The 14,031-nt window shown below is 61.5% G+C and carries 11 protein-coding genes; 6 read left to right on the top strand and 5 right to left on the bottom strand.

The window, feature by feature from the left end; translation table 11 throughout:
* Positions 1-148 precede the first annotated feature (148 nt).
* On the bottom strand, positions 149-1,585 hold the full coding sequence (locus Mame_RS17285; RefSeq protein WP_018066375.1) for a DEAD/DEAH box helicase: 1,437 nt from the start codon (positions 1,583-1,585) through the stop codon (positions 149-151).
* 154 nt (positions 1,586-1,739) lie between these two features.
* Positions 1,740-2,207 carry a thioredoxin-dependent thiol peroxidase gene (gene bcp, locus Mame_RS17280; protein ID WP_018066376.1) on the bottom strand — a complete coding sequence of 156 codons (468 nt, stop codon included), beginning with the start codon at positions 2,205-2,207 and terminating at the stop codon, positions 1,740-1,742.
* A gap of 166 nt (positions 2,208-2,373) precedes the next feature.
* On the opposite strand from bcp, the gene Mame_RS17275 reads away from it, so the two are divergent.
* Positions 2,374-5,814, top strand: coding sequence for a YhdP family protein (locus Mame_RS17275; RefSeq protein ID WP_018066377.1), 3,441 nt, complete (start codon positions 2,374-2,376; stop codon positions 5,812-5,814).
* A 296-nt stretch (positions 5,815-6,110) separates the two neighbouring features.
* Here the strand turns inward: Mame_RS17275 and tyrS are convergent, their stop codons facing one another.
* Positions 6,111-7,364 carry a tyrosine--tRNA ligase gene (gene tyrS, locus Mame_RS17270; protein WP_018066378.1) on the bottom strand — a complete coding sequence of 418 codons (1,254 nt, stop codon included), beginning with the start codon at positions 7,362-7,364 and terminating at the stop codon, positions 6,111-6,113.
* A gap of 118 nt (positions 7,365-7,482) precedes the next feature.
* On the bottom strand, positions 7,483-7,944 hold the full coding sequence (locus Mame_RS17265; protein WP_018066379.1) for an HXXEE domain-containing protein: 462 nt from the start codon (positions 7,942-7,944) through the stop codon (positions 7,483-7,485).
* A gap of 46 nt (positions 7,945-7,990) precedes the next feature.
* Between Mame_RS17265 and Mame_RS17260 the strand changes: the two genes are divergently transcribed.
* Positions 7,991-8,746, top strand: a complete 756-nt coding sequence (locus Mame_RS17260) for a GNAT family N-acetyltransferase (RefSeq protein ID WP_157624552.1) — start codon at positions 7,991-7,993, stop codon at positions 8,744-8,746.
* A gap of 54 nt (positions 8,747-8,800) precedes the next feature.
* On the opposite strand, the gene Mame_RS17255 is transcribed toward Mame_RS17260, so the two are convergent.
* Positions 8,801-9,478, bottom strand: coding sequence for an alpha/beta hydrolase (locus tag Mame_RS17255; RefSeq protein ID WP_018066381.1), 678 nt, complete (start codon positions 9,476-9,478; stop codon positions 8,801-8,803).
* Positions 9,479-9,686: 208 nt separating this feature from the next.
* On the opposite strand from Mame_RS17255, the gene Mame_RS17250 reads away from it, so the two are divergent.
* From Mame_RS17250 to sufC, 4 genes are all read left to right on the top strand, one after another.
* The gene (locus tag Mame_RS17250; RefSeq protein WP_026173753.1) at positions 9,687-10,853 is read left to right on the top strand and encodes a cysteine desulfurase family protein; all 1,167 of its coding nucleotides are present in this window, start codon (positions 9,687-9,689) and stop codon (positions 10,851-10,853) included.
* Between the two features lie 124 nt (positions 10,854-10,977).
* A complete protein-coding gene (sufB, locus tag Mame_RS17245) occupies positions 10,978-12,465 on the top strand; it encodes a Fe-S cluster assembly protein SufB (RefSeq protein WP_018066383.1) in 1,488 nt (495 codons plus the stop codon).
* Positions 12,466-12,652: 187 nt separating this feature from the next.
* A complete protein-coding gene (locus tag Mame_RS17240) occupies positions 12,653-12,994 on the top strand; it encodes a GIY-YIG nuclease family protein (protein ID WP_018066384.1) in 342 nt (113 codons plus the stop codon).
* A 272-nt stretch (positions 12,995-13,266) separates the two neighbouring features.
* Positions 13,267-14,022, top strand: a complete 756-nt coding sequence (gene sufC, locus Mame_RS17235) for a Fe-S cluster assembly ATPase SufC (RefSeq protein WP_018066385.1) — start codon at positions 13,267-13,269, stop codon at positions 14,020-14,022.
* Positions 14,023-14,031 lie beyond the last annotated feature (9 nt).

The following is a 14,031-nucleotide window of genomic DNA, read 5'->3' as shown; positions in this document are numbered from 1 at the left end:
CAAATGAATATTAAGAGATTTTATCTGTATGTATTGCTGTAAAGGCAAGCTTACTGACGGTTTTTTGACGGCATATCAGGCATATGATTAGAGCCGCACCTCCTGAAGGACGTGCGGCTCTAATCATATTCAATGAATTGCGCCGGTGTCACGCCTTGGCGGCGACCAGCATGAAGGCCGGGATTTCATCGCCGAAGCCGACCGGCGTATGGTCGTCATCGCGATCGCGACGACGCGGGCGCCGGCGATCATCATTGGCGGGCCTCTTGTCCTGAGGCGGAGCAGGCCTGCTGGCCTGGCTCGATGCCGCCTTGCTGGCCGGCGCCGGTTTCGCCGCCTCGGCGGGACGGGCCGCCTCCGCCTTTTCCTCGACGGGCTTGCTGTCCGGCTTGCGCGAGCGGCCCTTGCGGGTGCGCGCGGCGGGCTTTTCGCCCTCGTCGTCGGCAGCGATCGTGCTGAGGTCGCCGTCGGCATACTCGATCTTGCGATCGATCAGCTTCTCGATGGCATCGACGAATTTGGCATCCTTGGGGGCAACCAGCGTGAATGACGCGCCCTTGCGCCCGGCGCGACCGGTGCGGCCGATGCGGTGGACATAGTCCTCGGCATGGATCGGCACATCGTAGTTGAAGACGTGGCTGACATCGGGAATGTCGAGCCCGCGCGCGGCGACATCGGAGGCCACCAGCAACGGCAGCTTGCCGTCGCGGAAATTCTGCAGGATCGTGGTGCGCGAATGCTGATCCATGTCGCCATGAAGCGCGCCGCAGGGATAGTCGTGGCGCTGCAGCGAGCGTAAGAGATCGGCGACCGACTTCTTGCGGTTGCAGAAGATGATCGCGTTCTTCAGATCATCCTGCTTGTCGATGATGGCGCGCAGAGCCGCGCGCTTCTCATAGTCCTTGCCGCCGGTGGCGACGAGCTTCTGCTCGACGGTTGCCGCGGTGGAGGAGGGCGGAGCCACCTCGATGCGGGCCGGGTTCTGCAGGAACCGGTCTGCAAGCTTCTGGATCTCGGGCGGCATCGTCGCCGAAAAGAACAGCGTCTGCCGGGTAAACGGAATGAGCTTGGCGATCCGCTCGATATCGGGAATGAAGCCCATGTCGAGCATGCGGTCGGCCTCGTCGATGACCAGGATTTCCACGCCGGTCATCAAAAGCTTGCCGCGCTCGGTGTGGTCGAGCAGACGGCCGGGCGTGCAGATCAGCACATCGGCGCCGCGTTCGATCTTGCGGTTCTGCTCCTCGAAGGAAACGCCGCCAATCAGCAGCGCGACGTTGAGCTTGTGATTCTTGCCGTATTTGTCGAAATTCTCGGCCACCTGGGCCGCGAGTTCGCGGGTCGGCTCAAGAATTAGCGTGCGCGGCATGCGCGCCCTTGCCCGGCCGCGCTCCAGAAGCGTCAGCATCGGCAGCACGAAGGAAGCGGTCTTTCCGGTGCCGGTCTGGGCGATACCGCAAACATCGCGGCGCTCCAGCGCGGGCGGAATCGCACCCGCCTGAATGGGCGTCGGTTCGCTGTAGCCGGCCTCGGTTACAGCGGAGAGTACTTTGGGACTGAGCCCAAGATCGGAAAATGAGGTCAAAGGAAAACGGGTTCCGTGTTTTCGTGACAAATTCGACGGCGCTTTCACCATCGTCATGCGTACGAGGGGCGGGATAGTCGCAAACGGCCCGAGAGTCAAGAAAACCGGGCGATCAAGGGCATTTCAACGCCGTGAAATGCCTTTTTGCCGACAGTTACCCGCCGTTGACCGCCTCAAGCACCGCTTCGGCATGGCCGTCAGCCTTCACCTTGCGCCAGATGCGCTTGAGCGTGCCGTCCGGCGCGATCAGGAAGGTGGAGCGTTCGGTGCCCATATAGGTCTTGCCATACATGCTCTTTTCCTTCCACACGCCATAGGCCTCGGCCACCGCGTGATCCTCATCGGCGCCCAGCAGAACGGAAAGGTCGTGTTTCTTCGCGAACTTCGCATGGCTCTTGAGCCCGTCGGGCGAAACGCCCAGAACAATTGTGTTAGCCTTTTCAAAGCTTTCGGCAAGGGCCGTGAAGGCGATCGCCTCGACGGTGCAGCCCTTGGTGTCGTCCTTGGGATAGAAGTAAAGCACCAGGTTCTTGCCCTTGGCGTCCGACAGCGTGAACGTCTCTTCCTCGGAAATCGGAAGGGAAAACGCGGGGGCCTTGTCGCCTTCTGTCAGTTCGGTCAAATTCTCACTCCTTTGTTCATTTAGCGTTCAAGCGGCGGTCGGCATAAATGGCGACCGGATGGAGGGTTGCGCGCTTGCCAGCGATGCGCTTCGTCGTGAATATGCCTTCAGAGATTCGCGCCGGGCAGACCTGTGTCAGCGCAGTTTATACGCTTACGGAGCGGCTTTGGACGACAGCAAGCAAAAAGATTCACTGATCAGAGGCGAGCGTACCCGTTTCGGCCGCGGCGAAAATGTTTCGCTCCACAAGCTGCCGTCGGCCCAGGCGCATGAGCCGATGATCGTGCGCGCGTCGACCCATCGCAGCTTCACGCGTCACTGCTTTCGTTTTCTGACGTTTTTCGGACTGATTGCCGGCGGTCTTCTCCTGCTCGTCTACTACGTGATCGAAAGCGGATCGCTGGACCGGTTCCTGGCCGACAAGGCCAATGAGCAGATCGCGGCGGCGATGCCGGAGGGCTATCACGCCCGCATCGAAACCGCGCGGTTGAGACTGAGCGGTGATCTGGATTTGAACCTCAGCGTGCGCGGCGTGACGCTGCTCGGCCCCGAGGAGAAGCAGATCGCCTCGATCGGAACCATGGATTTTGCCGTCGATCCGGTAAAGCTCATCGGCGGGCAGGTTACCGTGAACTCGGTGTCGGTTGACGACATCGCGGTCGATTCCTCGGCGCTGCCCTCGACCGGCACGTTCCGCCTCACCGAGCACAGGGTGGACAGCCTGCCGGTTCTGGTCGAGCAGATGTTCACCCAGACCGATTTCGCCCGCGGCATTCTCACCGCCGCCGATACCCGCTCCATCTATCTGAGCGACATCGTGTTTCCGGTGGGCAGCGCCTCGCCGGGCAAATCCGTCAATGTCGATATCCGCGAGATCAACCTCAACCTCCTGGCCGACGGCATCCTGCGGGTCGATGGCGAAGTGCTGCTGGACGGAACGGCCGCCGCGTTCTCCGCCGAATCGGTGGAGCAGGATGGCCGCACGCAAAGCCTGCAGGCCGAGGTTTCCAACCTGTTGCTGACGCCGTTCCTGCTCAGGACGAAAGAAGACGGCGAACCGATGCTCGGTCTTGAGGGGACCGCGGACCTCGTGCTCTCCCTGGAGCGCGCGCGCGTCGACGGCGAGCCCGCGGTCGCCGCGCAGATCGATGTCGGCGCTGGCCGTTTCATCGCGGATTCGATCGCGCGGCCCTTCAACGACGCCAACCTGAACCTGATCTACGATACCGCCAAGAAATCGATCGAAATCAGCGATTCCTCGTTCGAATTCGACGGCAGCCGGTTTCCCTTCACCGCCGGGATCATCGATCTCGACCGCTACCAGCCGGATGCCACGGATGGGTATGCGCTGGACGTGCTGGTGCGCGGCGGGCGGTTCAAGTCGCGCGAACCGGGCCTACCGCCGCTGATCTTCGACGCCAAGTTCACCGGGGAATACCGCGCCTCGATCCCGCGCCTGCTGCTCGACGATATTTCGATCAGCTCGCCCCAGGGCATGATGGCGGCCTCGTTCAAGGCGGTGTTCGGCGACGCCAGCCCGGAACTCAGCTTCGGCGCGCGGATCGAGCGGATGGATACCGAGGCGGTCAAACAGCTCTGGCCGTTCTGGATCGCCAGGAAGCCGCGCGAATGGGTCAGCCGCAATCTTCATGGCGGCGTGGTCACCAATGGCGACATCGCGATTTATCTTTCGGCCGGGCGTATCGAGGGGCCGGGCATACCGGTCCAGCTCGACGAGACCGAGATGAAGGTCGCCTTCGATATCGATGACACCCGGATCACGCTCAGCGACCAGATGCCCGATGTCGAGCGCAGCGACGCCCGCGTCTCGATCAATGGTGGCCGGGTCGACGTCGAGATCAGGGACGGCTCGCTCAGCGTCGCCAAATCGCGCACGGTGAAGCTCGCGGAGGGGACCTTCGCGATCGCGGATACCTATTCCAAGCCGCTGACCGGGGTCGTCGACATCATGCTTGCAGGCGAAGTGCGCGATCTGGTGAAACTCGCCGAGGCGCCGCCGATCAACGCGCTGAAATCGACGGAGTTCACGTCCGATCAGTTTTCGGGCAGCACCGAGGTCAATCTCAGGGCAAGCTTCCCGCTCGATCGGGACGTTGCCTTCGATCCGGTCTGGCATGTCGTCGCCGATGTCACCGATGGCGCGATCGCCACGCCGATCAACGGCCATCAGGTCAGCGGCCTCGACGGCCTTGTCGAGATCGTGCCCAGCCGGATCTCCTACGAAGGCAGCGGCAGCGCCGACGGCATACCGCTTGACGTGCAGTGGAGCATGCCGCTCGGCAGGCCTGAAGAGAGGCCAGAGGGCGAGGAGGATGCGTCGGTTCTCTGGCTCTCGGGCAATCTGGACGATGCCCAGCGCAACCAGCTTGCCCCCGGACTTGACGATTATGTCAGCGGCCCGGTTTCCATCACGGTCGAAGGCGGTGATGAGGGCAATATGATCGCGGTCGACCTGCAGCAGACGACCTTGTCTCTGCCCTTCATCGGCTGGCAGAAGCCGTCCGGCGTTCCCGCGACGCTTTCGTTCACGCTCACGCCCGGCGAAAACGGCGTGACGACGCTCAACGATCTGCACCTGACGGGCAGCGGACTCGGTGCCAGGGGGCAGGTGACGCTCGACAAGGAGGGCCTTCTGGCGGCCACGCTGACCGATGTCGCGATCTCGCCCGGCGACAGCGTCAATGTCGGCATGCAGCGCGGCAAGAGCGGGCTCGACGTGACCCTGACCGGCCGGTCCTTCTCGGCCAAGCCGCTGCTCGGCCAGCTTGTCAAAAGCGGCAATGGCGGTTCGATCGGCGGTGGGGGAAGCAGCGGCGGCAATGTCGACGTTCATTTCGATATTGCCCGTGTTTCCGGTGAAAACGACCGTCAGCTTTCCGGCGTCAATGGCGACATCAAGGTCCGCGCGGGCAAGATGGCCGATGCGACGCTGAATGCGACCACCGCCTCGTCACAGCCGATGGCGCTTGCCGTGGCGCCTGATGGCGACCGGCAGTCGGTGTCGCTCAAGACCAGCGGCGCGGGCGCGCTGCTGCGTTTCCTCGGCATCTACCAGAAGATGACAGGCGGTTCGCTCAATCTCGACATGATCGAGACCGATGCCGGCTGGCAGGGCATGGCGACACTGACGGATTTCCGGCTGATCAAGGACGAGCAGCTCAAGAAAATCCTGACGGACCCCACGGTCGGCAACGGCAAGAGCCTGAACGCCGCCTACAAGAACCAGATCAACGAGACCGACCAGCGCTTCCAGCGCGCCCAGGCGGTGATCGATATCTCCAACGGCGTGCTGCGGGTGTCAGACGCCTTCGTGCGCGGCGATCAGGTGGGCGCGACGATCAAGGGCGTGGTGCGCGATGCCGCCGGCAATATCGACATGACCGGCACCTTCATGCCGGCTTACGGCCTTAACCGGATCTTCGCGGAAATCCCGATCTTCGGCCCGTTGCTTGGCAACGGCAACGACAAGGGCCTGTTCGGCATCACCTTCCGGCTCACCGGCAAGACCGAAAAGCCGGAACTGATCGTCAACCCGCTCTCCGCCATCGCGCCCGGCGTGTTCCGCAAGATCTTCGAGTTTCAGTGATGTGAGGCGTCGCGGTTTGTCCTGATGATCACATTCAGGGGACTTATCCGCAGAGCCCCCAAATCTTCTCGCCCCGGAGGGGAAAGATGTCGCGACAGCGACAGTGAGGGGGAGACTATCACCGCGAAAGCCCTCACGAGACGAGATGCCGCGCCACCCTCACTGCCCCTTTCGGGGCATCTCTCCCGCCAGCGGGAGAGAATATCGGGAGCAAGCGGCAGGGCTGTGTCCGACACCCGGCCCTAGAGCAGGAGGCGAGTAGGGCGACCGCAGGACGCCGACACCGCCGCCCTCTCTCACACCGGCCGCACCAGAATGTGCTTCTTCTTGCCCACCGAGAGCTTGGCAACGCCTTCCTGCGACAGCGCATCGGCGCTGACCGAGAGACGTTCGTCGGAGACGGCCTTGTCGTTCAGCTTCACCGCGCCGCCCTTGATGTGGCGGCGGGCCTCGCCGTTGGAGCCGGCGAGACCGGCCTGGACCAGAAGCGTCAGAATGCCGATGCCGCCATCGAGTTCGGCCTTTGCCACCTCGATCGTCGGCAGGTTCTCGGCGAGCGCGCCTTCCTCGAAGGTCTTGCGGGCGGTTTCGGCGGCTTCCTCGGCGGCAGCGCGGCCATGCAGCATCGCGGTCACCTCGGTGGCGAGGATCTTCTTGACCTCGTTGATCTCCGAACCGCCAAGGGCGGCAAGCCGCGCGATCTCGTCCATCGGCAGCGTGGTGTAGAGCTTCAGGAAGCGGCCGACATCGGCATCCTCGGTGTTGCGCCAGTACTGCCAGAAATCATAGGCCGACAGCATGTCCGGGTTGAGCCAGATCGCGCCATTGGCCGACTTGCCCATCTTGGCGCCAGATGCCGTCGTCAGAAGCGGGGAGGTCAGCGCGTAGAGCTGCGGGCAGTCCATGCGGTGGCCGAGATCGATGCCGTTGACGATATTGCCCCACTGGTCCGAGCCGCCCATCTGCAACCGGCAGTCATAGCGCTTGCAAAGTTCGACGAAATCATAGGCCTGGAGGATCATGTAGTTGAATTCCAGGAAGGACAGCGACTGCTCGCGGTCGATGCGCATCTTGACGCTCTCGAAGGACAGCATCCGGTTGACCGAGAAATGGCGGCCGACATCGCGGAGAAATTCGAGATAGTTCAACCCGCGCAGCCATTCGCCATTGTTGATCATCAGCGCGGACTTCTCTCCGGCGTCGTAATCCATGTAATTGGCGAAGACGCGCTGGATCGAATTGATGTTGTCCTCGATCATGTCCATCGTCATCAGCTTGCGGGCCTCGTCCTTGAACGAGGGGTCGCCGACCATGCCGGTGCCGCCGCCCATCAGCGAGATCGGCCGGTGGCCGGTCTTCTGCAACCAGTGCAGCATCATGATCTGGATCAGCGAGCCGGCATGCAGCGACGGCGCCGTCGGATCGAAGCCGATATAAGCCGTTACCCGCTCCTTCGAAAGAAGGTCGTCAAGCCCGGTCTCATCGGAAATCTGATGAATGAAACCGCGCTCGGAGAGCGTGTGCAGGAATTCGGATTTGAACGTCGACATGGCTGATCTTTTCGTCGCTTGTATTCGGGTAGATTAAGGAACGGGCGCGCTTTAGCATGGTTTGCCGGTGCTTCCCACATCTTTTGCTGCCGCGATCAGCTCCCGGCCTGGATATGACCTATTTCGACTGTCGGATATAGGATTTGATGTGATAGGCGGCGGCGAAGACGAGATAGACGAATGGCAGCCAGACGGGCAGCACCCCGCCGCCCACCACCGTTATCAGGCCGATGGCGTAGAGCGGCAGAAGCAGGATGACGCTGGTGACGACGCCGGGAGAGTATTTGCGAAGCCTGATGACGCCGTAGACATGGAAGAGCGCGTTGACCGCCATTGCCGTGGAAAGCCCGAGAAAGATCGACGCGCCGCTCGGACTGTCACCGTAGAACAACCCGAGCGCGGCGATAAACATCACCGCCGTGTTGATGAAGACGAGATAGCCAAACCGGATGCCGGTCGTCTTCGGCGGCACGAGTTCGCGATACCATTCGATGAAGCCGCCCGGAAAATAGAACTCTTCGGTCACGTGCAACATCAAGGCGATGGCCAGGAAGAGCGAGAGATGCGAGGGGCTGAGCAAGGTCGTTCTCCGCGATATGGTGGGATCGACGCCAGAATGGCCCGCTTTGCGCGATACGCAACAGCTATTTCGAAAGACGCGGGAAAGCGGAGCGAAGGATGCTGCCCATGGTCTGCGAGCCGGCGGCACCCAAAAGAACTCGGGAGTTGAGGGTGCCTGCTATCGACGAACTGCGGAGGCACGGGCCGTGGCGTGGTTTTTTCCCGCTGTCTTGGCGGCCGGTTTTGGTCTATTGCCGGTCAATCGACATAAAATCGAGCGTCAGATCATGGCTTTTCAGATTCCCGATCTCGCCGTGACAGAAAGCGACCGGCTTTCGTTTTCCGTTTTCGCGCCGCAGGATGCACCTCGCCTTGCCGGTCTGCATTCGGACCCGGAAGGCGAGCGTTATCTGTTTCGTGACGGTATGGTTTGGAGCGAAGCCTATGCTGCATCCGAAATTGCCAAATGGCGTCAGACTTTTGCCGAAAGGGGCTACAGCAAGTTCAAGCTGACCCGGAAGTCGGATGGCGCGTTTCTCGGCCGCGCCGGCTTCGGCTTCGATGAAACCTACGGCGTTGCCGAGCTTGGCTATACGATCGCCCGCGCCGAATGGGGCAAGGGCTATGCCACGGAAGCGGCAGCACGGCTCGCCCGATGGTTTTTTGAAGAGGACCTGGACGACCGCTTTATCGCCTTTGCCGTCCCGGAAAACGCGGCCTCGGTTGCGGTTCCGCGGAAAATCGGGATGCGCGAGATCGCGCCGCTTACCGTCAAGGGTATTGTCTGCGCCAGCTTCGAGATGGGCGTTGAGCGCGGATGAAACGCGAACGGCCGGGACAGGCCCCGGCCGCTGCAAACAGGAATGATTTCCCTTTTACCTGATCCGCTTCGGCGCCGGTTCCGGCACCAGTTCGCCATCGAGGCGGCGGTCGAGGTAATCCTCGCATTCGGCCAGAAGCTCGTCATTCTTGCCGGCGAAAAAGTGGTTGGCGCCGGCAAGCGTCTTCTGGGTGATCAGAATGCCCTTCTGGGTCTTCAGCTTTTCCACCAGGCCGTTGACATCGCGCGGCGGGGCCACCTTGTCGGCGTCGCCGTGGATGATCAGGCCGGAAGAGGGGCAGGGGGCGAGAAACGAGAAATCGTAGATATTCGGCTGCGGGGCGATCGACATAAAGCCCTCGATTTCCGGCCGGCGCATCAGAAGCTGCATGCCGATCCAGGAGCCGAAGGAATAGCCGGCGACCCAGCAGGTCTTCGAATCGGGGTGCAGGCCCTGCACCCAGTCGAGTGCGGCCGCCGCATCCGACAATTCGCCCGAGCCGTGGTCGAATTCGCCCTGGCTGCGGCCGATGCCGCGGAAGTTGAACCTGAGCGTCGTGAAGCCGCGCTTCTGGAACATGTAGAAGAGTTCGTAGACGATCGGATTGTTCATCGTGCCGCCGAAGCGGGGGTGGGGATGCAGCACGATCGCGATCGGCGCATTCTTCTCTGGGGACGGCTGGTAACGGCCTTCAAGGCGACCGGCCGGACCGTTGAAAATCACTTCGGGCATTTGCTCTCCGGAAATTTCGGCTCAAACATTCCAGCCGGCTTGCAGCGACCCGCTTGACTTGACTAATAGGGTCATCTTTTCTACAAACAGTTTAGAATTGTTCGAAAGAAAGAGGTCTTCTGTTCTGCGGTCCAAATAGGGCAAGCGGGCAGTCAATTTCAAGGAAAATGCGTTGCCGGACGCGAATGTCCGTGTAATCAGGGCCGACATGAGCACCAACCGGATCTATCTCGACTGGAATGCCACCGCGCCGCTTCTGCCCGAAGCGCGCGACGCCGTGCTGGACGGTCTCGATCTTTGCGGCAATGCCTCGTCCGTTCACCGCGAGGGGCGGGCGGTGCGCACCCGCGTCGAGGCGGCCCGGCGTCAGGTGGCGGCTCTTGCCGGCGCGGACCCGGCCCATGTCACATTCCTCGCCGGTGCGACGGAAGCGGCAAACCTGGTGCTGACGCCCGATTTCCGCATGGGGCGCAGCCCGGTCGGGCTTGGCGCGCTTTATGTTTCCGGCATGGAGCACCCTGCGGTTTTCGAAGGCGGCCGCTTTCCCGCCGGCAGGCGTCATGAAATTCCGGTTCTGCCGACAGGCGTCGTCGATCTCGATGCGCTGGACGCCATGCTCGCCGCCCATGACAAGAGCCTCGGCCTGCCGATGGTCGCGCTGATGCTCGTCAATAACGAGACCGGCATTATCCAGCCCGTGGCGGAAGCGGCGGGGATCGTGCACAGGCATGGCGGGCTTCTGGTGGTCGATGCAGTGCAGGGCGCGGGCCGGATACCGGTTTCGATCGAGGCCCTGGACGCCGATTTTCTGATCCTGTCATCGCACAAGCTCGGCGGGCCGAAGGGCGTTGGCGCGCTGATTACGCGCGGCGAGACGCTGATGCCGGCTCCGCTGGTGCGCGGCGGCGGTCAGGAAAAGGGCCATCATTCCGGCACGGAAAACGTGCCGGGCATTCTCGGTTTCGCCGCCGCCGCTGCCTTCGCGGCGGATGATATCGAATCTCGGAATACGCGAATCGCGGCGCTGCGCGACCGGCTGGAGGATGGCATGCGCGCCGCGTGCCCCGATGTCGAGATTTACGGGGCCGACTTGCCGAGGGTTGCCAATACTTCGTTCTTTACCCTCCCGGGGTTGAAGGCGGAAACCGGCCAGATCGCCTTCGATCTCGAGGGTATCGCTCTGTCCGCCGGCTCGGCCTGTTCCTCCGGCAAGGTCGGCGAAAGCCAGGTGCTGAAGGCGATGGGGCGCGATCCGCGCCTTGGCGGCCTGCGTATCTCGCTTGGCTGGGCGACCACGGATGAGGATATCGACGCGGCGATTTCGGCTTTCGGAAAAATCGCCGGAAGACGCAGGGCGGCCGGACAGGCGGCCTGAAAAATTGACGAATCGCAGGCCGCGCGGGGTGTAATTGCCGCGCAGTCTGATTAAATAGAGCGGTGAACCCGCTTGGGAATACCAACCGCCGGACCTTGAACCCGGTTATGAGTGGAGTGACAATATGGTTGCCGTAAAAGAGACCGTCGATCAGGTCGCCGAGATCGACGTCGATCAGTACAAATACGGTTTTGAGACGATGATCGAGGTGGACAAGGCGCCCAAGGGCCTGTCCGAGGACATTATCCGTTTCATCTCGCACAAGAAGAATGAGCCCGACTGGATGCTGGAATGGCGTCTGGAGGCCTATCGCCGCTGGCTCACCATGGAAGAGCCGAGCTGGGCGCGCGTCAGCTACCCGAAGATCGATTTCAACGACATCTATTACTACGCCGCGCCGAAATCCTTCACCGGCCCGAAGACGCTGGACGAGGTCGATCCGGAACTGCTCAAGACCTATGAGAAGCTCGGCATTCCGCTGCAGGAGCAGGAGATCCTCGCGGGCGTCGAGGACAAACAGTACCAGCCGAAAAGCCGCGTTGCCGTCGATGCCGTGTTCGATTCGGTCTCCGTCGTCACCACCTTCAAGAAGGAACTCGCCAAGGCCGGCGTGATCTTCATGTCGATCTCGGAGGCGATCCGCGAATATCCGGAACTGGTTCAGAAATATCTGTTCTCGGTCGTGCCGCGCGGCGACAATTACTATGCCGCGCTGAACGCCGCCGTGTTCACCGATGGCTCGTTCGTCTATGTGCCCAAGGGTGTTCGTTGCCCGATGGAGCTGTCGACCTATTTTCGCATCAACGAGAAGAATACCGGCCAGTTCGAGCGCACGCTGATCATCGCCGAGGAAGGCTCCTACGTTTCCTACCTCGAAGGCTGCACGGCCCCGCAGCGCGACGAGAACCAGCTTCACGCCGCCGTCGTCGAGCTGATCGCGATGGATGATGCCGAGATCAAGTATTCCACTGTCCAGAACTGGTTTCCGGGCGACAAGGAAGGCAAGGGCGGCATCTACAACTTCGTCACCAAGCGCGGCGATTGCCGGGGCGACAATTCCAAGATTTCGTGGACGCAGGTTGAAACCGGCTCGGCGATCACCTGGAAATATCCGTCCTGCCTGCTGCGCGGCGACAATTCGCGCGGCGAGTTCTATTCGATCGCCGTCTCCAACGGCCATCAGCAGATCGATTCGGGCACCAAGATGATCCATCTCGGCAAGAACACGTCGAGCCGCATCATCTCCAAGGGCATCTCGGCGGGCGTTTCCAACAACACCTATCGCGGCCAGGTCTCGGCCCACCGCAAGGCGGAAAACGCGCGCAACTTCACTCAGTGCGACTCGCTGTTGATCGGCGACAAATGCGGCGCCCACACCGTGCCCTATATCGAGGCCGGCAATGCGTCGGCCCGCTTCGAGCACGAGGCTACCACCTCGAAGATTTCCGAGGACCAGCTGTTCTACTGCATGCAGCGCGGCATTCCCGAGGAAGAGGCGATCGCGCTGATCGTCAACGGTTTTGTCCGCGAGGTGATCCAGGAACTGCCGATGGAATTCGCGGTCGAGGCGCAGAAGCTGATCGGGATTTCGCTGGAAGGAAGCGTTGGTTAGCCACTCTCTCAGGCGTCATCCTCGGGCTTGTCCCGAGGATCCAAAAACCGGGCAGCGACTGGGGCGCGGGTTTGTTCGAGCGAGGACTGGTAAGGCTGAATGCAACCCGGCACTCCGCTCGCATGGGGACGTGATTAGATCCTCGGGTGAAGCCCGAGGATGACGAAAACGAGGGGTTGCGGGCGCAATGTCAGGCTATGTCTACATGATGTCCGACAAGCCGCGCGGCGTTCTCTACACCGGTGTCACGAGCGACATCCACGGGCGTGTGTGGGAACACAGAAACGAAACGCACGAAGGTTTTACATCGAAATACAGGGCGAAAAATCTGGTCTGGCTTGAACTGCATCCGAATATCGTACTGGCAATTCAGAGAGAGAAATCCTTGAAGCGCTATCGGAGAGAATGGAAGATCAGGCTTGTCGAGGAACTGAACCCGAACTGGCTGGATCTGTTCGAACGAATTGATGAAATCGAGAATGTGTATAGGCCGCATCCCGGAATGCGGAAGTCTGGAGACTACAATTGAACGAGCGATGTCGGTGAGCGGACAATTTCGGCTTTGACAGAACCAGCCCCACCCAACGGCGTCATCCTCGGGCTTGTCCCGAGGATCTAACCACCGGGCCGGGAAAGAGACGTGGGTTTGTTCGAGCGAGGACTGGCAAGGCAGAATGCGACCCGACACGCCGCTCGTATGGAAATGTGATTAGATCCTCGGGACAAGCCCGAGGATGACGCAGAGAAAATAATAGGGGCCGAGCGACACCGCGGCCGGCCGCTGACTGAAGGAAACGAAAAATGCTTGAGATCAAGAACCTGCACGCACGCATTGCCGAGGATGGCACGGAGATCATTCGCGGGCTGAACCTGACCATTCAGGATGGTGAAGTCGCGGCGATCATGGGGCCGAACGGGTCGGGCAAGTCGACGCTCTCCTATATTCTCGCGGGCCGTGAGGATTACGAGGTCACCGAGGGCGAGGTGCTCTATAATGGCGAGAACATTCTGGAGCTCGACGCCGCCGAGCGCGCTGCCAAGGGGCTGTTCCTGGCGTTTCAGTATCCTGTCGAAATTCCGGGCGTCGCCACCATGCAGTTCCTGAAGGTCGCGATCAACGAGCAGCGCAAGGCGCGCGGTGAGGAGGAGCTTTCGACGCCGGATTTCATCCGCAAGGTGCGCGAGGCCTCCGCCGAGCTGAAGATCGATTACGACATGCTGAAGCGGCCGCTGAATGTCGGCTTTTCCGGCGGTGAGAAGAAGCGCGCCGAAATCCTGCAGATGGCGCTCCTGGAGCCGAAGCTCTGCGTCATGGACGAGACCGACTCTGGCCTTGATATCGACGCGCTGAAGATCGTCGCCGACGGCGTCAATGCGCTGCGCGCGCCGGATCGCTCGGTCATGGTCATCACCCACTACCAGCGCCTGCTCGATTACATCGTGCCGGACACGGTCCACGTGCTCTACAAGGGCCAGATCATCCGCACCGGCGGCAAGGAACTGGCGCACGAACTCGAAGCCAATGGCTATGCCGATATCATCGGCGAAGCGGCCTGAGGCGGGAGC

It is taken from the genome of Martelella mediterranea DSM 17316 (assembly GCF_002043005.1).
Lineage (GTDB): Bacteria > Pseudomonadota > Alphaproteobacteria > Rhizobiales > Rhizobiaceae > Martelella > Martelella mediterranea.
Note: the sequence above shows the minus strand (reverse complement) of the source record. Positions and strands in the feature narration are given on the sequence as shown.

What these genes read in the sequence shown, in the direction of transcription:
- Mame_RS17240 (WP_018066384.1), top strand. Translation starts at nt 12,653, where the DNA reads ATGTCAGGCTATGTCTACATGATGTCCGACAAGCCGCGCGGCGTTCTC.
- sufB (WP_018066383.1), top strand. Translation starts at nt 10,978, where the DNA reads ATGGTTGCCGTAAAAGAGACCGTCGATCAGGTCGCCGAGATCGACGTC.
- sufC (WP_018066385.1), top strand. Translation starts at nt 13,267, where the DNA reads ATGCTTGAGATCAAGAACCTGCACGCACGCATTGCCGAGGATGGCACG.
- tyrS (WP_018066378.1), bottom strand. Translation starts at nt 7,364, where the DNA reads ATGTCGACGTTCAAATCCGAATTCCTGCACACGCTCTCCGAGCGCGGT.
- Mame_RS17250 (WP_026173753.1), top strand. Translation starts at nt 9,687, where the DNA reads ATGAGCACCAACCGGATCTATCTCGACTGGAATGCCACCGCGCCGCTT.
- Mame_RS17255 (WP_018066381.1), bottom strand. Translation starts at nt 9,478, where the DNA reads ATGCCCGAAGTGATTTTCAACGGTCCGGCCGGTCGCCTTGAAGGCCGT.